Origin of the sequence: Bradyrhizobium sp. CCBAU 65884 (assembly GCF_028128835.1) — a bacterium.
GTDB classification, from domain to species: Bacteria; Pseudomonadota; Alphaproteobacteria; order Rhizobiales; family Xanthobacteraceae; genus Bradyrhizobium; species Bradyrhizobium ottawaense.
This window is the reverse complement of record NZ_LBJU01000107.1, coordinates 1-21,304: the sequence shown is the minus strand read 5'-3', so window position 1 is coordinate 21,304 and position 21,304 is coordinate 1. Positions and strand designations below refer to the sequence as shown.

Here is a 21,304-nt window from a genome sequence, read left to right as displayed (position 1 = left end):
ACTGGTTTCGCTTCGGGAACTCGAGATTTCGTTGCAAAGTCAGCGTATGCGGCCATCTTGCGCAGCACGCATAGCGGCGCGCGACGGCGCCGTTCCCAAAGCATCATGTCTGCGACGTGGCCTTGCCTTTATTTCACCTCGGGTCGAGCAGGCGGGCAAGGAACGCACGCACATCGCTCGGCGCGTCGAAATGGCCATTCACGCCCATAGCACGGCGACCGACGGAGAAGGCAAGCCCGTCCATGTCGGGCATGATCGCGAACACGGTTTCATCGGTGACGTCATCACCGATGAAGATCGGACGCCGTCCCTTGAACGGCTCCCGCTTCATCAGCTCGCGCACGCCGGTCGCCTTGGTGAATCCGGAATGCTTGATCTCGCAGACGAACTTGCCGGGCAGCACTTCGATCGGCGCATTGGGCAGGTCGGCGCGGATCACCGAGACCGATTCGTAGATCGCTTTCTCCGCGTGCGGGGCGAGGCGGTAATGCAGCGCGAGTGAATACCCCTTGTCCTCGAGCAAAATGCCGGGCGAAAGCTTGGCGATGGCGGCCAGGCGCCGCTTCAGCTCCTTGTCCAGCGGCGGGGCGTGCACGTCATCGGCCTCATTGTCGATCGACAGCCGCATCTCCGCGCCGTGGCCGGCGACGGCGCGGAACACATCGGGTGCGAAGATCAGGTCGATGTCGTTGAGCGAGCGGCCGCTGACCAGCGCCAGCGCGCCGGAAGTGCGCTCGGTCAACCGGTTCAGCGTGTCCGACAGGCCCGGCGGCACCCACACCTCACGCGGCGTCGGCATCAGGTCGAGCAGCGTGCCGTCGATGTCGAGCAGAATCGCGATCTCGTCGAGATGCGGCACCAGCGCATGCGGCACCGGCACCGCATCGGGTGCTTCGTCGTCCGGCATGGTGCGCTTCTGGTCCAACGCCATTTCTGCAAATTCCGATTTCATCAGTCTACTCCATAAAGGCGAGCGGCCGCGCGATTTGTTCGAGCGATTTGCGCTCCGCAGGGACGGCATAGCGCCACGCCACGATCGCGGCCGCGATCATCAGGGCTGACCCCAGCAGATAGCCGGCGAACACGCTGGTGCGCGATCCCGTGTCGATCAGCACGCCGAACAGCGCCGGCCCGATCACGCCGCCGATGCCGGTGCCGACCGCGTAGAACACCGCGATCGCCAGCGCGCGAACTTCGAGCGGAAAGGTCTCGCTGACGGTGAGATAGGCCGCGCTCGCGGCCGGCGAGGCGAAGAAGAAGATCACCATCCAGGCGATGGTCTGCCCCTGCGCCGAGAGGACGCCGATGGAGAACAGATAGCCCGAGATCGCCAGCAACAGGCCCGACACGCCATAGGTGAACATGATCATGATGCGGCGCCCGAGCGTATCGAACAGCCGGCCGAGCAGCAGGGGCCCAAGGAAATTGCCGGCGGCGAAGGGGAGCAGGTACCAGCCGACATGATCGGCGCTGATGCCGTAGAAATCGGTCAGCACCAGCGCGAAAGTGAAGAAGATGGCATTGTAGAAGAACGCCTGCGCGCTCATCAGCACGAGGCCGACCAGCGCGCGCTGGCGATATGCCGAGAATAGCGTGTGCACGACCTCGCGGATCGGCGTGTGATCGCGCATCTTCAGCCGGATCTTTGTGAAGCGTCCGTCGCTCGTATCCTGGTCGTGTCCGATCACCGAGCGTTCGATCTCGTCGACGATTGCGTGGGCCTGATCGGGGCGGCCATGGATCATCAGCCAGCGCGGACTCTCCGGAATCCACATCCGCATCAAGAGCACGACGAGGCCGACGGTCGCGCCGATGAGATAAGCCAGGCGCCAGCCGAGATCGGGGTTGATCACGGCAGGATCCAGCAGCACGATCGACGCCACCGCGCCCATTGCGGCCCCGATCCAGAAACTGCCGTTGATGACGAGATCGGTCCAGCCGCGATAGCGCGCCGGCACCAGCTCCTGGATGGTCGAGTTGATCGCGGTGTATTCGCCGCCGATGCCGGCACCGGTGAGGAAACGAAACAGCGCGTAGCTCGCGACATTCCATGACAGAGCGGTCGCGGCCGTCGCCGAGAGATAGAGCGCCAGCGTGATGAAGAACAGCTTCTTGCGGCCGATGCGGTCGGTCAGCCAGCCGAAGCCGAGCGCACCGAGCACGGCGCCGGCGAGATAGGCGGAATTGGCAATGCCGAGATCGAGATTGGTGAATTGCAGCGACGGGCTCTGCTTCAGCGCACCGGAGAGCGCGCCGGCCAGCGTCACCTCGAGTCCGTCGAGGATCCAGGTGATGCCGAGCGCCAGCACGACGCGAGTGTGAAAGCCGCTCCAGGGCAGCGCGTCGAGCCGCGCGGGGATACTGGTCTCGACGATGCGATCGGCCGCGGCTGCCGCGACCACAGGAGCATAGTTCGGCGCTGGGCTTTGCTGCAATTCCATCGGGTTGTTGTGTCTGATCAATGGAAGCGCCCCCGGCTCACATGACGTGGACGGGGTTGATCCGATCATCGGGGTGCGGCATTCCGCCTGCCACCTGCGACAACGTCTGCGGCGAGGCCGGGTTCCCACGGGAACGCCCTTCGTACCGCTCGTTTCCGATGGAGCCGCAAGGAGTTGACGCATGGCTCATGTCAGAAAGACGACACAATCCCGCAAAACAGCCTTGCGCAGGACGACGAGCGCCAAGCGCGGCGCCGTGCGGACGAGTGCGAAGCGCGCTGTCGATGCTGACCTTCTACATCAACCGCGCAAACTCCGCTGTCGTCCCGGACAAGCGGAGCTCTTGGCAACGCGTAGCGTTGCCGGGAGCGGAGCGCTGATCCGGGACCCATAGCCACAGGGAGTGGTTTGGCGATAGCTCGAAGTTGTCAGCGTCCGTCCCAACTCCTCGCTGGGAGTATGGGTCCCGGATCGGCGCGCGCTTGAGGCGCGCTTGTCCGGGACGACAGCGGAGTATGAGGCGGCGGCGCGAACTTCAGAGGCCGCGAATTTACGCCGCCCTGATATTCCCCATGAAGCGATCGAGCTCGGCGCGCAGGCGGGTGCTTTCGCTGGACAGCGTCTTGGCCGAGTGCAGCACCTCCTCTGAGGCCGTGCCGGTCTCGGCGGCGCCGCGGTTGACCTCGCCGATGTCGGTGGCTGCGGTCTGGGTGCCCTGCGCGACGGTCTGGACGCTGCGCGCGATCTCCTGCGTCGCGGCACCCTGCTGCTCGACCGCGCTGGCGATCGAGGTCGAGATCGACGAGATCTGGCCGATGGTCGCACCGATCTCCTTGATCGCGGCTACCGATTCGGCCGTGGCGCCCTGCATGCCCGTGATGTGCGAGGAGATCTCGTCGGTGGCCTTCGCGGTCTGGCTCGCCAGCGACTTCACTTCGCTGGCAACCACGGCGAACCCGCGCCCGGCTTCACCGGCGCGTGCCGCCTCGATGGTGGCGTTGAGCGCGAGAAGATTGGTCTGCTCGGCAATCGCCGTGATCAGCTTGACCACCTCGCCGATCTGCTGGGCGGCATGCGAGAGCTTGCCGATGCGCCCGTCGGTCTCCTTGGCCTGGACCACGGCAGCTTCCGCAATCCGGCTGGAGTCGCGGACCTGGCGGCCGATCTCCTCGACCGAGGCCGAGAGCTCTTCCGTCGCGGTGGCGACCGACTGCATGTTGGAGGACGCCTGCTCGGAGACGCCGGCGACCTGGCTCGACAGGCTCTGGGTGGTCTCGGCGGTGCGGGTCAGCGTGGAGGCCGCCGATTCCAGCTGCACGGCCGAGGCCGAGACGTTGGAGACGATGGCGCCGACCGCGCTCTCGAAATCGTCGGCGAAGCGGATCAGCTCGGAGCGGCGGGCAGCGCTCGCCTCCCTGTTCTGGGCTTCGCTGGCAGCGGCATCGCGCTCGGCTTTTGCCACGGCTTGAACCTTGAACTCCTCGACCGCACCGGCCATCTCGCCGATCTCGTCCTTGCGGCCGAGACCCGGCAGCACCACGTCGAAATTGCCCGAGGCGAGCTCACGCATCGCCTTGCACATCGCGATCATCGGACGCGAGATGCCGTTGCCGAGCCACAGGGCCAGCACGGCACCGATGGCAAGGCCGCCGAGCGCCATCATCAACATCAGTTGCTCGGTCTCTCCGATCGTCGCGTTGGCGCTCGCCTCGATGCGCTGCTGGTCGGCAGTCAAATCCGAACGCAGCTCGGCCGAGAGCTTGAGGATGGTCGCCGCCGTCTTGGTCATCTCACCGTTCGACTTGACGATGATCTTCACGTTCTCGGTCAGCTTTGAGAAGGAGGTGCGGTACTGCTTCAGCAGATTGCCGATCTCGGTGACGCGGTCGGTGATCTTCTGGTCGCTGGCATAGATCGAGACCAGCAGGGTCTCCAGGAATTTGATGCGGGCGATCACGCCGTCGGCGGTCTTCGGCTCCGGCTTGGCGACGAAGGCGCTGACCGAGGTGGAGACAGCCAGATATTGCGAGGTGATGTCCTTGGCCGTGGTCTGGACCGATGCCAGCCCCGCCAGCGCGGCGGTATCGGCGAGGTCGTCGAACTTGAAGCGGATCTTGTTGCCGACGCTGTTGAGCTCATCGGCCGCGATCTTGTTGTTCTCGCGCGTCAGGACGATGATCTCCCCGAACACCTTCGTGAAGCGCTGAAACTCGGCCTCCAGCTTGCCGACCTGCTCGCGGCGGGCGGCGCCTGTCGTGGCGGACATCGACTTGGCGATCGCGCTCTTCAGATTGTCTTCGGCAGCCTTGGCTGCGGTCTCGTCATCCACCGCCCCCGTCAGGGTATAGGCCCGAGCCAGTCCCTGATAGGCGATCAGCTCGCGATCGACCGTCCGGGCGAGGTCGGCTTCCGACACGCTGGTGCGGTAGGAAGCCACGGCGGCCTGGATCCGCTCGAAGCCGAAATAGGCGAAAGCCATGCTGACGGCGAGGATGGCTAGCACCGCCACGAAGCCGAGGATGATTTTTGCGCGAAAACGCAAGCTTGGCAGCTTCGATTGGTTCGACTTCGACTTGACCGACATTCCCCCACCCCATTCCATTCGCGGAAAACCAGGCGCAGCCCGGAAGCAGCCCGCTTCCTGACTCGCCCGCACGGTAATCGGCAAAGGATAAGCTGTGGTAAATTTGTGGCGCCGCAACTCGCGGTTAGGTGACGCGGGGATTTGTTAAGGCGCGCTTTTCCGCGCCGTTACAAATGCCGTCATAAATTAAGTGCGGGCACCAAATCTCCGTTGTCGTCCCGGACAAGCGGAGCTCTTGGCAACGCGTAGCGTTGCCGGGAGCGGAGTGCTGATCCGGGACCCATAACCACAGGGAGTGGTTTGGCGAAGACTCGGAGTTGCCCGCTCGCTCCATATCCGCTCCCTGTGGTTATGGTTCCCCGCTTTCGCGGGGACGACAGCGGAGAGTGGGGTGACAGCTGAGCGTCTGACTCGCAACGAGGCCAAGCAACTTACGCCGCCCTGATATTCCCCATGAAGCGATCGAGCTCGGCGCGCAGGCGGGTGCTTTCGGATGACAGTGTCTTGGCCGAGTGCAGCACTTCCTCGGAGGCCGAGCCGGTCTCGGCGGCGCCGCGGTTGACCTCGCCGATGTCGGTGGCTGCGGTCTGGGTACCCTGCGCGACGGTCTGGACGCTGCGCGCGATCTCCTGCGTCGCGGCACCCTGCTGCTCGACCGCGCTGGCGATCGAGGTCGAGATCGACGAGATCTGGCCGATGGTCGCACCGATCTCCTTGATCGCGGCTACCGATTCGGCCGTGGCGCCCTGCATGCCCGTGATGTGCGAGGAGATCTCGTCGGTGGCCTTCGCGGTCTGGCTCGCCAGCGACTTCACTTCGCTGGCAACCACGGCGAACCCGCGCCCGGCTTCACCGGCGCGTGCCGCCTCGATGGTGGCGTTGAGCGCGAGAAGATTGCCCCCCCCCCCCCCCCCCCCCCCCCCCCCCCCCCCCCCCCCCCGTCTGCTCGGCAATCGCCGTGATCAGCTTGACCACCTCGCCGATCTGCTGGGCGGCATGCGAGAGCTTGCCGATGCGACCGTCAGTTTCCTTGGCCTGCACGACGGCAGCTTCCGCAATCCGGCTGGAGTCGCGGACCTGGCGGCCGATCTCCTCGACCGAGGCCGAGAGCTCTTCCGTCGCGGTGGCGACCGACTGCATGTTGGAGGACGCCTGCTCGGAGACGCCGGCGACCTGGCTCGACAGGCTCTGGGTGGTCTCGGCGGTGCGGGTCAGCGTGGAGGCCGCCGATTCCAGCTGCACGGCCGAGGCCGAGACGTTGGAGACGATGGCGCCGACCGCGCTCTCGAAATCGTCGGCGAAGCGGATCAGCTCGGAGCGGCGGGCAGCGCTCGCCTCCCTGTTCTGGGCTTCGCTGGCAGCGGCATCGCGCTCGGCTTTTGCCACGGCTTGAACCTTGAACTCCTCGACCGCACCGGCCATCTCGCCGATCTCGTCCTTGCGGCCGAGACCCGGCAGCACCACGTCGAAATTGCCCGAGGCCAGCTCACGCATCGCCTTGCACATCGCGATCATCGGACGCGAGATGCCGGTGCCGAGCAGGAAGGCGAGGACCGCACCAAGCAGCGTACCGCCGATGGCGAGCATCAGAACCAGTTGCTCGGTCTTCCCGATCGTCGCTTCCGATTCCGAATCCAGCCGCTGCTGGTCGGCGACGAGGTCCGCCTTCATGGCGGTGGCGCCTTGCAGGATCGCACCGGCCGAACCGCTCATCTCGGTGACGAGCCCGTCGACCAACTTGGCGTTGGCGATCAGCTTCTCCAGCGCTTCGCGATAGGCGCCGAGGATGGTCTTGGCTTCCTTCAGGCCGGCGACGATCTTGTCGTCCATCGAATAGACCGCGCCGAGCGAGTTCTCCACGAATTTCAGCCGCGCCAGCGCGCTGGTCGCGATCGCCTGATCGGACGTGAGCACGAAATTGGTGGCTGCAGCACTCGCGGTTTGGAACTGGGCGTTGACCTGCTTGGTACCGAACTCGATCGACTGGGCCTCGGAATCGGAAGCGTTGTTACCGATATCGTCCAGCTTGTACTTCAGGAGATTGGCTTGGCGCTGCAGCTGGTTCTGCACCAGCAACGTGCTGTCACGCTTGGCCTGCAGAACCTTGGCGAAGGTTGCGGAGAAATTCGCGAACTCCTTGGCGAGCTTGTCGAGACTCTCCCCCCGCGCCGGGGTCTTGGCGCTCTTCACGGCCTGGTCGATGGCGTTCTTCAGGCTGGCCTCGGCCTCGAGCGCCGCCTTGGCGTCATCTTCCTTGCCGGTGACGACGAAATATTTGACGGCCGAACGGTAGCCGAGCAGCTCGCGGTCGATGTTGCGGGCGAGGTCGGCCTCCGACACGCTGCTGCGGTAGGACCCGACCCCGGCCGAAACCCGCTCGAAGCCGAAATAGGAGAAGGCCATGCTGCCGGCGGAGATCGCCAGCACGACCGCGAAACCCAGGATGATCTTGGCGCGGAACCTCAGGGTGGGAAATATTGTGCGCTTTGATGGCGACGCGATACGCCCGGACATTCCCACCCCCATTACTTATTCCAAACAGCCGCGATCCGAAGGCGCCCCGCCTCCCCGACCGCATGCGCAAAACTAAGGCAGAATCGTCAAGGGGCGGTAAATTCCTCCGGCTCGCAATCGCGGGCTGCGCAAGCACCAGACCGGCGACTTCCAGTCCGGGCCGGACACCGCGCGACTTGTTGCGGGTAGACTGGAAAAGCCCTACTGTTTTCGGCACTTGGCGGCAGATCTTGGCGACAGACCAAGCCGGTCCTTGAGGAGAGAAACGAAGTGGGGCAGGCCGATCTTCGGTTTGGCGGTTCGTCCAGCGTTGCGGTCGCGAAATCGAAAGCTCCGACCGTCGACGAGGCCGTTGCCGAGCTGGTCGCCCAGCTTCCGTCGGACGAGCTGGCCCTGGTCCTGGTCTTCCTCTCCCCCCGCTACGATCCTCATCGATTCATCGCCGAGATCACGAGACACTTTGCGGACACGCCGGTCTGCGGCTGCACGACGGCAGGCGAGCTGGCGCCGGACGGCTGGGACGAGAACAGCGTTGTCGCGATGACGTTCAGCCAGGCTGACTTCAACGCCGTGGTCCGGCCGATCCTGAATCTCGCCAATTTCCACGTCGAGGACGGCCGCCGGATCGGCAGCGAGCTTCGCCACGAGCTGCTGCGGGCAACCTCGGAGGTCAGCGGCCGCAACCCGTTCGGCCTGGTGCTGATCGACGGCATGTGCCGCCGCGAAGAAGCTGTGATGTCCGCCCTCTATGCCTCACTCGACAATATCCCGATCGTCGGCGGGTCGGCCGGCGACGGCCTGCGCTTCGAAAGGACCTGGGTGTTCTTCGACGGCAAGGCCCACACCGACGCGGCCCTCCTCATTCTCCTCAACACGTCGCTGCCGTTCCGCGTGTTCAAATGCGACAATTTCGAGCCGACCGCACAGAAGATGGTGGTCACCGAGGCCGATATCGAGCAGCGCGTCGTCAAGGAATTGAACGCCGAGCCTGCCGCCGCGGAATATTCCCGTGCCGTCGGAATCATCGACGCCAAGCTCGACCCGTTCTCCTTCGCATCCCATCCGGTGCTGGTCCGGGTCGGCGGGTCCTATTATGCGCGGTCGATCCAGCGCGTCGATCCCGACGGCTCGCTGCGCTTCTTCTGCGCGATCGACGAGGGCATGGTGCTGACGACGGCAACCTCGTGCAGCCTGGTCGGAGCCACCCGCGACGCCTTCGCGGAAACCCGTGACCAGATCGGCGACGTCTCTCTCTATATTGGCTTCGAATGCCTGCTACGCCGGCTGGATGCCGAGCAGCATCAGCTTTCACGCGAAATGTCCGAGCTGTACCGGCAGAACCGCGTCGTCGGGTTCCATACCTACGGCGAACAGTTCGGCTCGATGCACGTGAACCAGACCTTCACCGGCGTCGCCATCGGCAGGCGGCCGACGTAACGGAGCCGACGTGGCAGAGACCTGGCAGGATGCCGAAACGATCGAGCAGCTCCGGCGGGAGTCGGTCAAGCTGAAGAAGATCAATGCGGCGCTGATGTCGCGCGTCGAGCGGTCGATGGACCAGCAGCTCAATGCGTTCTCACTATTCGAAACCGCAATCGCGCTCGACCATCAAGTTCGCGACCGGACGCATCAGTTGCGGGATGCCCTGCGTTCGGTCGAGCGGGCCAACGAAGGCTTGTACCGCGCCAAGCAGCAGGCGGAAGCTGCAAGCTCGCTGAAATCGTCCGTGCTGATCTCGGTCACCCACGATCTCCTGCAGCCGCTGAACGCGGCACGCCTGACCCTGTCGGCCCTCACCGAGATGATGGAGTCGCAGGAAGCAGGCCTGCTCATCGACCAGGTCGACCGGTCCCTGGTCACGCTGGAAGACCTGCTGCGCTCGCTTCTGGAGATCGCGAAGCTCGATGCGGGCGCGCTCCGGCCCGACGTGCGGCCGATCGCGCTTGGGCCGCTGCTCGACCAGCTCCGCGACGAGTTCGAGCCGATCGCCTGGAGGCAGGGACTGTCCCTGCGCGTCCGCAGCTCGCCGCTCGCGGTCCTGTCCGACCCGATGATGCTCCGGAGGATCCTGCAAAATCTGCTCGCGAATGCGATCCGTTATACCCGCAGCGGCGGCGTCATCATGGGATGCAGACGGCGTGGCGATCGCATCGCGATCCAGATCTCCGATACCGGGCCCGGAATTGCGCAGGCGCAGCAGGAGGCGATCTTCCGGGAGTTCCAGCGCGGCGACGCGAGCGCGACCGACCAGGCCGGCTTCGGCCTCGGTCTTTCGATCGTGCGCCGCTTCGCGACGGCGCTCGGCCACGACGTGCGGCTGTCGTCGCATGTCGGCCGCGGATCGACCTTTGTGCTCGAGCTGGAGCAGGCCGATCGCGCCGATGTCAGCGACGACCTGCAGGAGATGAAGCCCGCAGACCTGCACTATGGCGGTCTGGGAGGGGCCAAGATCCTGCTCATCGAGAACGACGCCTCGGGCGCGGAGGCGCTGGCCGCCTTGCTGGAAGGATGGGGCTGCGATGTCGCGACCACGAGATCCGCCGCGGATGCCGCCCAGCGCTTGAGTGAGCTCGGCGGCACGCCGGACGCCATCATCGCCGATCTCCATCTCGATCACGGCGAAAGCGGATTGTCGGCCGTCGAGGGAATCCGGCAGCGGTTGAAGTCGGACGTGCCGGCGATGATCATCACCGCGGATTATTCCGAAAAGGCTGCGGCGGAAGCCAGCCGCTACGGGCTGGAAGTGCTGAAGAAGCCGATCAGGCCGGCGGAAATGCGCGCGCTGCTGTCGTTCCTGCTGAGCTAAAGCATGATGCGGAAAAGTGCGCAGCGGTTTTCCGAAAAGATCATGCTTAAACAACAACCTAAAAGCGCGATGACGATTCATCCTGATCGCATATCGCGCTTTAGTTCATCACCTCGCGTCGCATCGGCGGCGAACGAGGTGGCAATCATGCCTGCGGATCGGTCCGGGCGCGGTCGCGCTTCGCGGCCGCTCCCGAGCCCGCCAGCGTCGCAAAATCGATCTTCGACATTTCGACGATCGCCTTGGTGCGGCTCATCACGTTCAGCTTGCGCAGGATATCCGAGACGTGAACCTTCACGGTGGTCTCGGAGATCTTCAGCTCAAAGGCGATCTGCTTGTTCTGCAGGCCGCGCTTGAGCATTTCGAGGACACGCAATTGCTGGGGCGTCAGATCGTGAAGGCGCTTCAGCAGCTCCTGGGCCGCGATCGGCGAACGCTGCGGGCGGGCCAGCGCGCGAAAAGCGGCCGGCAGACACACCGCGCCGCGCACGACTTCGCCGATCGAATGCGCCAGCTCCTGCTTGGACGAGGATTTGAGGATGTAGCCGGATACGCCGAGCGACAATGCGCCCGAGATGATCTGCGCGTCCTGGTGCCCCGACACGATGACGACGGGAACGCGCGGAAACGCCTTGCGGATGCGGATGATGCCGGACAGTCCGGTCGTCCCGGGTATCGACAAGTCGAGGAGAATGAGGTCGACATCGGGCCTCGACGCCAACAATTCGAGCGCACCGTCGATCGAGTTGGCCTGAAGCATCTCGGCATCCGGCGTCGCCATTTGCAGCGCTCCCTCGAGCGCCTCGCGAAACAGCGGATGATCCTCGACAATCAGAAACCGCATCAGATTTGGGCCGTTCCCAGCTCGTCACCGAAGTCAGCGATCAGACCGGCGAGCATGCCGTCGCCGGAGCAACCCGGCTTGATCCAGATCAAATCGGACCAGCAGCTCATTGCGGCCTCCCGCGATCGATCCTCGGATGGGGCCGCTGCCGCGGATCCGGCAGATCGACCTTGCCGATCTCGACGATCGCCTTGTTGCGGCTGAACAGTCCGAGCTTGCGCAGGATCTCGGTGATGTGCGCCTTCACGGTCGATTCGGCGAGTTGAAGCTCCTGCGCGATCTGCCGGTTCGGATAGCCGCGGCGAAGGAGATCGAGCACGCGAAGCTGCTGCGGCGTCAGTTCGCGAAGCTTGACCCTGAGTGCCTTGCTGCTGTCGGCCCGCTTCCGCTGCGGCTCCGCCACGAAATCCTTCGGCACCGACACCGATCCGCCGAGCACGCCTTCGATCGACTGCGCGAGCTCGCGCTTGGACGTGGATTTCGGCAGATAGCCGGCAGCACCCAGCGCCAGTGCCTCGCGGACCACATGCTGATCCTCCTCGCTCGAGACGATGGCGACCGGCAGGCGCGGATAGGTCTCGCGCAGCCTGAGAAAGCCGGAGAAACCGGTTGCGTCGGGAAGCGAGAGATCGAGCAGCGCAAGGTCGATCCCCCGTTCGACCGAAAGCACCCGTAAGGCGTCCTCGATCGACATCGCTTCCAGAATGCGGGCCTCCGGCAGCGCCAGCCGCACGGCATTGCCGAGCGCCTCGCGAAACAGCGGATGATCGTCGATGATCAGGAAGCTGGTCATGGCACCTTCCCCGGGGTCCATCGCGCGGGCGCATCCATCGGACGTTCGTGCCGATGGATGCGAAACGGACCCTAGAACATCTCCCCGATGCCGTCCGGTCAAGACCATTCAGTCGTTCGATTCGGCCTGAACCGTCAGCAGAAAGGCGTAGATGTTGTCGAACTGGCTGTCGGTGAAGACCTCTTTCCAGGACGGCATGCCCTTGGCCGGACGCCCCTCATGCACCGTGGTCAGGAATTTCTCTCGCATCTCGTCGCCGTAGCGGTGACGTAGCAGCCTCAGATCGATCTTCCGCTCGCTCTGGATCGCGTCGGGACCATGGCAATGCGCACAGGTGCCGTTGAAGATCTCCTTGCCCTGACCGACAGCTTCGGCATTTGACGCCAGCGCGTCGCCCTTGGTCTCGGTCGCGACGACGCTGGCCACATGCGCCGCGCCGGTCCCGGCTCCGGTCGTGGTTCCCGCCGGCGTCTGCACGGCATTGAAGTGGAGAGCCTGACCGGTCGGCAGGCCATACTTCACCTTGAGGTCGGCGATGGTCCGCTCGAGGTCCGGCAAAACCGCATCGATCTGGTCGCGCAGTTCTGTCGAGGCCTTCGCGAAGCCGATCGCCGCGTCCCACGACAAACCTTCGCCTTCGGTGAGCTGAACGCGATACCGATCCTGGTAGACGGTCTTGTTCAGCCAGCCGGCCACGGGTCCCCAGATAAAGGCGACGTCGGCCTTGCCCCGATCGAGCGCCTGCATGCCTTCCTCGGGCGACAGCACCGTCACCTTTTGGATGTCGTCACGCGTCGCCAGGAGGTTCTGTGGCGTGCTGGCGAACTGCACGGCGACCCGCTTGCCCCGGAGTTCGTCGATCCCGGAGATCGTCCGGTCCTTTGCCGTCACGAGGGCGTAACCCTCACGCGCAACCGTGCTCGAGAAGATGACGGCTGGCCCCATGAAATCCTCGGAGCGCGGCAGGCCGATCATGGCGTCGCACTGCTTGCCGAGCAGCGTCACGCGGACGGTGCGCTTGCCGAAATACGATTTGTACCAGTCGTAGGCGATCGGCCGCCCGAGCGCCCGCGCCAGCGCCTGCCCGATCTCGACATAGAGGCCGGGTTGCGAGGGGCTGTTGCTCGAGAACGGAAGATTGGTCGGATCGGCACAGAGCCGGAACGGCTTCACTTCGTCGGCGCGGCTTGTGGCGGCTGGCACGATGAGCGCGGAACCGGCAACACATGCAAGTAAAGCTGCGATGGCGCGACGTCTGCTATTGCCAAGGCCAGAACGATTTGGACGCATCCTCACCTCCCGTGGTTGGGCATCGTTGGCGTCACGTTGCGACAAGGCCCTGCCTCGGCCGCAACGACGCGATCACACTTTGGGAAAAGAGCGCGTGTATCCCCTCACCTCGGGATACACGCGCCAGTGGTCACTGGACGGAGAACACGAAGAGCGAGCCGCCCTCGGGAGCTGCAGCCGTCATCTTCTTGCCAACCTCGCCCAGGAACGCGGGCAGTGCTGCCGTACGGCCGACGACGATGGCGACGTATTGCTTGCCGTCGACCATGTAGGTCACAGGACCCGCACCGATGCCGGAGCCGAGATTCTTGCTCCAGAGCATTTTGCCGGATTTCGCATCGATCGCGCGGAAATCGCCATGGATGTTGCCGGCGAACACCAGGCCCCCGCCAGTGGTCAGCGTGCCGCCATTGAAAGGCAGGTCTTCCTTGATGGACCAGACTTTCTTCTGGTTGACGGGATCCCAGGCCACGAGCTCGCCGAGGAAGCCACCGGGGCCTTCCTTGGTCGGGAATTCGGCGCCGAGATAGAACACGCCGCGCTTGTAGGCGACGTCACTGACCGACCAATCCATGCAGACATTGTTGGAGGGAATGTAGACGAGGCCGGTCTGCGGGTTGAACGACATCGGCTGCCAGTTCTTGCCGCCGATCAGATTGGGGCAGATGTCCTTGGCGGGATGGCCGGGGCCCGGACGCTTGTCGGGATCCTCGACCGCGCGCATGGTGGCGAGATCGAATTTCTGCGCCCAGTTCGAGAAGACGTACTTCTCTGCCGAAAGAACCTTGCCGGTCTCGCGGTTGGCGACGAAGAAGAACCCGTTGCGATCCGCCTTCATCAGCGCCGGAACGTTGCTGCCGCCGATGTTGAGGTCGGCGAGCACGGCCTCGTTCACGCCGTCATAGTCCCAGGCGTCGGCGGGCGTGGTCTGGATATGCCACTTGATCTTGCCGGTGTTCGGGTCGAGCGCCAGCGTCGAGGCCGTGTAGAGGTTGGTCAGCTTGCCGAAATCACCATTGCCGGTCGAGCGCACGGCAGTGTTCCACGGCCCGGGATTGCTGGTGCCCCAATACACGGTATCGGTCTTGGGATCATAGGAGCCGACCAGCCAGGCCGCGCCGCCGCCATGCTGCGCGGAATCGCCCTTCCAGGTATCGCCGCCGGGCTCCTCCGGCGTGGGAACGGTAAAGGTCTGCCAAGCGAGCTTGCCGGTGTTGATGTCGAAGGCCTGAAGCGCGCCGCGCACGCCGTACTCGCCACCGCCGAAGCCGGTGATGACCTTGTCGCGCACGACCAGCGGCGGCGAGGTGATGACCGAGCCCTGCTTGTAATCGACCACCTTCGCCGTCCACAGCGCCTTGCCCGTCGCAGCGTCGAGCGCGGTCAGCTTGCCGTCGAGTCGGCCGACGAAGATCTTGCCGTCAGCGTAGGAGACGCCGCGATTGTTCACGTCGCAGCAGGCGTATTGCAGCACGTCGTCCGGAATCTCCGGCTCGTAGGTCCACTTGCGCGCACCGGTCGCGGCGTCGAGCGCGTAGACGTATTTCGGCCCCCATGACGTCGAGACGTACAACGTGTTGCCGATGACGATCGGCGAGGATTCGTTCGAGCGCAGCGATGCAAGCGAGAACGAATAGGCAAGCGACAGCTTGCCGGCGTTCTCGGCGTTGATCTGGTTGAGCGGGCTGAACCGCGTGTTGGCGTAGTCGTGGCCCGCCACCGCCCATTGATTGGAATCGGATTGCGCTTTGAGCAGTGAATCGTTGGCGCGAACGCCAATCGTGCCGGCGCCCAGCATCGCGATCATCGAAATGCCGGCCAAGAAGCCCCTCGTTCCAAAGGTCATTATTCCCTCCGTGATGTTGCTTTGCGCGCCACGTTGGGCGCCGATGCGCTTTTGCGCTTTCGATACGCAGTTCGCCTGCGAACCATCACGGAAATTACAGCATCGACTTTTCGCGCTTAGTATAGGCGGAAGGTAGTAGTGCAAATCACTGTCAGGCTTGGCCACTCATCTCGTTGTCGGCACTCGCTTCTTGTCGCTCGTTGGCAGCTCGAAACCAGTGATTGGATTGCGGCAACATCGTGCAGCCATCCGCGCGTTCCGTCGAAAGTCGGCATAAGCGACGTCCACAAATCACGACGACGGTTCAACCGCGACGGATGGCCGCTGGGCGTTACGATATCCGTCAATGTCACGGTGTCGTTGTCGCTTTGACCGGCCCGCCTTCAGGACGACGGTGGGCGCTCGATTGGCGAAGCCATCTCGAGAGATCGGTTGTCTTCTTCGCGTCCATTGATCGCCAGGAGGTACAGGCGGACTTGGTCAGTCCGCTTCCCGGCAGCCCCCCGAGCCGGCCACGGCTCGTCGTGGCGACCAACGCTTCAATGAAATCAATGGCTTACCGCGCCAAATCCTACTACCAAGATCGCGATTACAAAGTTGCCCGGCCGTGCTCCTATTTGCGGAACGACGACAAGAATCCCAAGGGAGAGACAATCGGCGGCGCCAAGGACCGACATCCGCGGGCGAGCAACCTTCGCGCGATGGCAGAGGTGGACGCCGCGGAAGACGAGAGACCATCTCCTTGCAGGTTTCGGACAGGTCGCGCCATGCGCTGGCGGCGGCACGGATCGCTGTTGTCTGATCGCGGCGCCTCGACGACCGTTTCGTGACGCCGGCGACCCAAAATCCCAGTTGCAAAGTTTCATCGCGCTGTTTCTAATTGGAATAACTACAAACATTCTGGGAGGACGACATCGTGTCTACAGTCAAACTGACGGTGAACGGCAAGGCCGTTGCTGTCGACGTCGAGGACCGCACGCTGCTGGTCCAACTGCTGCGCGATCACCTCAATCTCACGGGTACCCATGTCGGCTGCGACACCAGCCAGTGCGGCGCCTGTGTCGTGCACATGGACGGCCGCGCGGTGAAATCCTGCACCATGCTGGCGGGCCAGGCCGACGGGGCCAGCATCACCACCATCGAAGGCATCGCCAAGGGCGACGAGCTGCACCCGATGCAGGCCGCCTTCCGCGACAATCACGGCCTGCAATGCGGCTATTGCACGCCGGGCATGATCATGTCGGCGATCGACATCGTGCATCGTCACGGCGGCCAGCTTGACGAGGCGACCGTCCGAACCGAGCTGGAAGGCAATATCTGCCGCTGCACCGGCTACCACAACATCGTCAAAGCCGTGCTGGATGCAGCCGGGCGCATGAAGGTCTCGCAGGCGGCCGAGTAAAGCGGCACGCCTCGAAAAGAACCACGGCTGCAGCTTTCGAGGGAAAGCGCGGTCAAAGAAATTTCCGGTCGGGAGGACCAGACATGGGTGTAGAAGGCATCGGCGCGCGAGTCGTGCGCAAGGAAGACAAGCGTTTCATTACCGGCAAGGGCCGGTACGTGGACGACATCAAGCTGCTGGGCATGACCCATGCCCATTTCATCCGCAGCCCGCACGCACACGCCAAGGTGAAGGGGATCGATTCCTCCGCCGCGCTGAAGATGCCGGGCGTGGTCGCGGTGCTCACGGGCCAGCAGATTGTCGACGACAAGGTCGGCAACCTCATTTGCGGCTGGGCCATCACCTCCAAGGACGGCAGCCCGATGAAGATGGGCGCATGGCCGGCGATGGCGCCGGAGACCGTGCGCTTCGTCGGTCAGGCCGTCGCGGTCGTGATCGCCGACAGCAAGAATCTGGCGCGCGACGCGGCCGAGGCCGTCGTCGTGAATTATGAAGAGCTCCCGGCGGTCGCCGACGTCCAAGCCGCGATCAAGTCTGGCGCGCCGCAGCTTCACCCCGAAGCTCCCGGCAACCAGGTCTATGACTGGGTGATCGGCGATGAGGGTGCCACCGATGCCGCCTTCGCCAAGGCCGCCAATGTGGTCAAGCTCGACGTCACCAACAACCGCCTCGCCCCGAACGCGATGGAGCCGCGCGCGGCGATCGCCGATTACGACGCGGCGGAAGAGCATTTCACGCTCTACACGACCTCGCAGAACCCGCACGTCGCCCGCCTCGTGCTGTCGGCGTTCTACAACATCGCCCCCGAGCACAAGCTGCGCGTGATCGCCCCCGACGTCGGCGGCGGCTTCGGCTCCAAGATCTTCATCTATCCCGAAGAGATGGTGGCGCTGTGGGCCTCCAAGAAGATCGGCCGTCCCGTGAAATGGACCGGCGACCGCACCGAGGCATTCCTCACCGACGCGCATGGCCGTGACCACGTCACCCATGCCGAGCTGGCGTTCGACGCCAGCAACAAGATCACCGGCCTCAAGGTGAAGACCTACGCCAATTTCGGCGCCTACATGTCGCTGTTCTCGTCCTCGGTGCCGACCTATCTCTACGCGACGCTGCTGTCGGGCCAGTACAACATCCCGGCGATCCACGCCGAGGTGATCGGGGTCTACACCAACACCACGCCGGTCGACGCCTATCGCGGCGCGGGCCGCCCCGAGGCGAGCTATCTGATCGAGCGGCTGATGGAAACGGCGGCGCGGCAGTTGAAGGTCGATCCGGCCGAGCTGCGCCGGACCAACTTCATCACCCAGTTCCCGCATCAGACGCCTGTCATCATGGCCTATGACATCGGGGACTTTAACGCCTCGCTCGATGCTGCGATGAAGGCGATCGACTATGCCGGCTTCCCCGCCCGCAAGGCCAAGGCGAAAGCCGACGGCAAGCTGCGCGGCATCGGCGTGTCCTGCTACATCGAGGCCTGCGGCATCGCGCCGTCGAAGGCGGTCGGCAGCCTCGGCGCCGGCGTCGGTCTTTGGGAATCGGCCGAGGTGCGCGTCAACCCGGTCGGCACCATCGAGATCCTGACGGGATCGCACAGCCACGGCCAGGGTCACGAGACCACGTTCTGCCAGCTCGTCGCGGAGCGCCTCGGCGTTCCCATCAGCCAGGTCTCGATCGTCCATGGCGACACCGACAAGGTGCAGTTCGGCATGGGCACCTACGGCTCGCGCTCGGCGGCCGTCGGCCTCACCGCGATCCTGAAGGCGATGGAGAAGATGGAGTCGAAGGCCAAGAAGATTGCGGCGCATGCGCTGGAAGCTTCCGAGGCCGACATCGTCATCGAGAACGGCGAGTTCAAGGTCACCGGCACCGACAAGGCGATTGCCCTGCCGATGGTCGCCCTTGCAGCCTATACCGCGCACAATCTGCCTGACGGGATGGAGCCGGGTCTGAAGGAAAGCGCCTTCTACGACCCCACCAACTTCACCTTCCCGGCCGGCACCTATATCTGCGAGCTCGAGGTCGATCCCGGCACCGGCAAGACCTCCTTCGTCAACTTCGTCGCGGCCGACGATTTCGGCCGGCTGATCAACCCGATGATCGTCGAGGGCCAGGTCCATGGCGGCCTTGTTCAAGGCATCGGACAGGCGCTGCTCGAGCATGCGATCTACGATGCCAACGGCCAGCCGGTCACGGCCTCGTTCATGGACTACGCCATGCCGCGCGCCGACGATGTGCCCTCCTTCAACCTCTCCCACACCACGACGCTGTGCCCGGGCAATCCCCTGGGCATCAAGGGTTGCGGTGAGGCCGGCGCGATCGGCGCCTCTGCGGCCGTGATCAATGCGATCACGGATGCGATCGGCAAGAACAACCTGGAAATGCCCGCAACCCCTGACCGGGTGTGGCGCACGATCCACGCGGCTTAAGAGGGAGGAACGAAGATGTACCAGACCACCTATCATCGCGCTTCCTCGGTCGACGAGGCCGCCAGCCTGTTCGCCAAGGGCAGCGAGTCGAAGTTCCTTGCCGGCGGCCAGACGCTGCTGCCGGTGATGAAGCAGCGCCTCGCAAGCCCCTCCGACGTGATCGACCTCGGCAAGATCAAGGAGCTGCAGGGCGTCGAATTGTCGGGCGACACGCTGACCATCAAGGCCGCCACGATCTATTACGACATCATGACCAATGCCGACGTGAAGAAGGCGATTCCCGCGATCTCCTATCTCACCTCGGTGCTCGGCGACCCCGCGGTGCGTTACCGCGGCACGATCGGCGGCTCGATCGCCAACAACGATCCTGCCGCGGATTTCCCGGCCGCGCTGCTCGCGCTCGGCGCCACCGTAAAGACCAACAAGCGGTCGATCTCGGCCGAGGACTTCTTCCAGGGCCTGTTCACCACGGCACTTGAAGACGGCGAGATCATCACCGCCGTGTCGTTCCCTGTGCCGGCGAAGGCAGGCTACGAGAAGATGCGGCATCCGGCCTCGCGCTTTGCGTTGACCGGCGTGTTCGTCGCGCAGACCAAACCGGGCGAGGTTCGGGTTGCCGCGACCGGCGCCTCGCAGAGCGGCGTGATGCGGGTGCCCGCGATTGAGGCGGCGCTGAAGGCGAACTGGTCGCCGTCGGCGATCGACGGCGTGACGATTTCGGCGAACGGATTGCTGGCCGACATCCACGGCACTGCCGAGTACCGCGCCAACCTCATCAAGGTAATGGCACAGCGCGCGGTGGCCGCGGCGCGCTGATAGCGCCTCGACACAAATTTTCCGCGGCGCGCACTTCGGTGCGCGCCGTTTTATTTTGGCCATGCGGCATCAAAAGCGCTTGCCTCGCGGGCATGAAGGCGAGAAAAGTTAATCAGCCGATTAACTCGCTCCAAAGAAGAATGTCAGCGGCGATGGCCGAACCATCGGCATCCGCCCGCGACCCGAGGAAACAACAACGTGCTCGACAAATCAGCGCCCACCTCGACCGTCCGCGCCTCCGGCCCGCTCTCGGGCTTCCGCATCGTCGAATTCGCCGGCATCGGCCCCGGCCCGTTCGCCTGCATGATGCTGGCCGACATGGGTGCCGACGTCGTCACGCTCGACCGGGTCGGCGCGAAGAAGAGCATGAAGTCGGTGGCGGGGCGCGGCCGCAAGGTGATCGAGCTCGACCTCAAGGACAAGGCCGCGATCGCGGAGGTGCTCGACCTGCTTGCCAGCGCCGATGCGCTGGTCGAGGGCTTTCGTCCCGGCGTGATGGAGCGGCTCGGGCTCGGCCCGGACGTCGTGCTCGAACGCAATCCCAAGCTGGTCTATGGCCGCATGACCGGCTGGGGCCAGGAAGGCCCGCTCGCCAATGCGGCCGGCCACGACATCAATTACATCTCCATCACCGGTGCGCTCGCCGCCATCGGCACGAAGGAAGCACCGGTGCCGCCGCTCAATCTGGTCGGCGATTTCGGCGGCGGCGCGCTCTATCTCGTCGTCGGCGTGCTCGCAGCCCTGCTGGAGGCGCAGCGATCCGGCAAGGGCCAAGTCGTCGATGCCGCGATGTGCGACGGGGCGGCCTCGCTGATGTCGTTCTTCTTCGACATGACCACGCTCGGCCGCTGGACCGAGGGCCGCAACCAGAACTTTCTCGACGGCGGCGCGCATTTCTACGGCGTCTATGAATGTGCCTGCGGTCATTTCGTCTCGATCGGCTCGATCGAGCCGCAGTTCTACGCGCTGCTGCGCGAGCATGCGGGCCTGACCGATGCCGATTTCGACGCGCAGATGAACCCCAAGGCCTGGCCGGCGCTCAAGGAGAAGCTGAAGGCCGTGTTCAAGAGCAAGACGCGCGAGGACTGGTGCAAGATCATGGAAGGCACCGACATCTGCTTCGCGCCGGTGTTGACCATGTCGGAAGCAACCCAGCATCCGCACATGGTCGCCCGCAACGTGTTCGTCGAGCGTCATGGCGTCAAGCAGCCCGCGCCGGCGCCGCGGTTCTCGCGGACACCGTCGACGGTGCGTGAACCGGAGGCGGCGGAGATCGCCGCGGTGACGCAGGCGTGGAAGAGATAGACTCTCCGCTGCCGCTTCAAACTCCGCCGTCGTCCCGGACAAGCGAGCGTAGCGAGTGCAGATCCGGGACCCATAACCACAGGAAGCGGTTTGGCGGAGACTCGGAGTTATCTGCTCGCGCCGCAACTACTCCCTGTGGGTATGGGTCCCCGCCTTCGCGCTAGGGCATGCACATATCTCTGAGGCTCCATCCTGCTGCGACGGCGTTGAAGTATTCGAGGCCGTTTTTGAAGGTGA

13 protein-coding genes and 1 pseudogene are annotated in these 21,304 nt (G+C 64.4%); 6 read left to right on the top strand and 8 right to left on the bottom strand.

Annotated features, from left to right (window positions below):
- Positions 1-133: 133 nt before the first annotated feature.
- From otsB to XI03_RS12355, 4 genes and pseudogenes are all read right to left on the bottom strand, one after another.
- Positions 134-952: a trehalose-phosphatase gene (gene otsB / locus XI03_RS12370; RefSeq protein WP_271592317.1), complete on the bottom strand. Its 819-nt coding sequence runs from the start codon at positions 950-952 to the stop codon at positions 134-136.
- Positions 953-956: 4 nt separating this feature from the next.
- Positions 957-2,441: an MFS transporter gene (locus tag XI03_RS12365; protein ID WP_028142004.1), complete on the bottom strand. Its 1,485-nt coding sequence runs from the start codon at positions 2,439-2,441 to the stop codon at positions 957-959.
- 550 nt (positions 2,442-2,991) lie between these two features.
- Positions 2,992-5,025: a methyl-accepting chemotaxis protein gene (locus XI03_RS12360; RefSeq protein WP_271592291.1), complete on the bottom strand. Its 2,034-nt coding sequence runs from the start codon at positions 5,023-5,025 to the stop codon at positions 2,992-2,994.
- A 431-nt stretch (positions 5,026-5,456) separates the two neighbouring features.
- A pseudogene (locus XI03_RS12355) lies at positions 5,457-7,539 on the bottom strand (methyl-accepting chemotaxis protein).
- A gap of 270 nt (positions 7,540-7,809) precedes the next feature.
- Between XI03_RS12355 and XI03_RS12350 the strand changes: the two are divergent.
- On the top strand, positions 7,810-8,976 hold the full coding sequence (locus XI03_RS12350) for an FIST N-terminal domain-containing protein (RefSeq protein WP_212429550.1): 1,167 nt from the start codon (positions 7,810-7,812) through the stop codon (positions 8,974-8,976).
- 10 nt (positions 8,977-8,986) lie between these two features.
- Positions 8,987-10,345: a hybrid sensor histidine kinase/response regulator gene (locus tag XI03_RS12345; RefSeq protein WP_271592290.1), complete on the top strand. Its 1,359-nt coding sequence runs from the start codon at positions 8,987-8,989 to the stop codon at positions 10,343-10,345.
- Positions 10,346-10,490: 145 nt separating this feature from the next.
- Here XI03_RS12345 and XI03_RS12340 read toward each other — a convergent pair whose 3' ends face one another.
- The 4 genes from XI03_RS12340 to XI03_RS12325 all read right to left on the bottom strand — a co-directional run bounded on the left by XI03_RS12340 (position 10,491) and on the right by XI03_RS12325 (position 15,118).
- The gene (locus XI03_RS12340; RefSeq protein ID WP_271592289.1) at positions 10,491-11,189 is read right to left on the bottom strand and encodes a response regulator; all 699 of its coding nucleotides are present in this window, start codon (positions 11,187-11,189) and stop codon (positions 10,491-10,493) included.
- 106 nt (positions 11,190-11,295) lie between these two features.
- Positions 11,296-11,982 carry a response regulator gene (locus tag XI03_RS12335; protein WP_028143914.1) on the bottom strand — a complete coding sequence of 229 codons (687 nt, stop codon included), beginning with the start codon at positions 11,980-11,982 and terminating at the stop codon, positions 11,296-11,298.
- A gap of 108 nt (positions 11,983-12,090) precedes the next feature.
- On the bottom strand, positions 12,091-13,272 hold the full coding sequence (locus XI03_RS12330; protein ID WP_442869712.1) for a c-type cytochrome: 1,182 nt from the start codon (positions 13,270-13,272) through the stop codon (positions 12,091-12,093).
- 130 nt (positions 13,273-13,402) lie between these two features.
- On the bottom strand, positions 13,403-15,118 hold the full coding sequence (locus tag XI03_RS12325) for a PQQ-dependent methanol/ethanol family dehydrogenase (protein WP_152102082.1): 1,716 nt from the start codon (positions 15,116-15,118) through the stop codon (positions 13,403-13,405).
- A gap of 916 nt (positions 15,119-16,034) precedes the next feature.
- Here XI03_RS12325 and XI03_RS12320 point away from each other — a divergent pair.
- From XI03_RS12320 to XI03_RS12305, 4 genes are all read left to right on the top strand, one after another.
- The gene (locus XI03_RS12320) at positions 16,035-16,520 is read left to right on the top strand and encodes a (2Fe-2S)-binding protein (RefSeq protein ID WP_018321562.1); all 486 of its coding nucleotides are present in this window, start codon (positions 16,035-16,037) and stop codon (positions 16,518-16,520) included.
- Positions 16,521-16,603: 83 nt separating this feature from the next.
- Entirely contained in the window at positions 16,604-18,946 is a 2,343-nt protein-coding gene (locus XI03_RS12315) for a xanthine dehydrogenase family protein molybdopterin-binding subunit (RefSeq protein ID WP_271592287.1), read from the top strand.
- 15 nt (positions 18,947-18,961) lie between these two features.
- Entirely contained in the window at positions 18,962-19,762 is an 801-nt protein-coding gene (locus XI03_RS12310; RefSeq protein WP_271592286.1) for an FAD binding domain-containing protein, read from the top strand.
- 198 nt (positions 19,763-19,960) lie between these two features.
- A complete protein-coding gene (locus tag XI03_RS12305; protein ID WP_212429552.1) occupies positions 19,961-21,067 on the top strand; it encodes a CaiB/BaiF CoA transferase family protein in 1,107 nt (368 codons plus the stop codon).
- The last annotated feature ends 237 nt before the right edge of the window (positions 21,068-21,304 follow it).

Excerpts from the sequence above, each read along its gene's own strand:
- XI03_RS12365 (WP_028142004.1), bottom strand. The coding sequence starts at position 2,441 with ATGGAATTGCAGCAAAGCCCAGCGCCGAACTATGCTCCTGTGGTCGCG.
- XI03_RS12330 (WP_442869712.1), bottom strand. The coding sequence starts at position 13,272 with ATGCGTCCAAATCGTTCTGGCCTTGGCAATAGCAGACGTCGCGCCATC.
- otsB (WP_271592317.1), bottom strand. The coding sequence starts at position 952 with ATGAAATCGGAATTTGCAGAAATGGCGTTGGACCAGAAGCGCACCATG.
- XI03_RS12340 (WP_271592289.1), bottom strand. The coding sequence starts at position 11,189 with ATGCGGTTTCTGATTGTCGAGGATCATCCGCTGTTTCGCGAGGCGCTC.
- XI03_RS12360 (WP_271592291.1), bottom strand. The coding sequence starts at position 5,025 with ATGTCGGTCAAGTCGAAGTCGAACCAATCGAAGCTGCCAAGCTTGCGT.
- XI03_RS12325 (WP_152102082.1), bottom strand. The coding sequence starts at position 15,118 with ATGACCTTTGGAACGAGGGGCTTCTTGGCCGGCATTTCGATGATCGCG.
- XI03_RS12310 (WP_271592286.1), top strand. The coding sequence starts at position 18,962 with ATGTACCAGACCACCTATCATCGCGCTTCCTCGGTCGACGAGGCCGCC.
- XI03_RS12335 (WP_028143914.1), bottom strand. The coding sequence starts at position 11,982 with ATGACCAGCTTCCTGATCATCGACGATCATCCGCTGTTTCGCGAGGCG.
- XI03_RS12315 (WP_271592287.1), top strand. The coding sequence starts at position 16,604 with ATGGGTGTAGAAGGCATCGGCGCGCGAGTCGTGCGCAAGGAAGACAAG.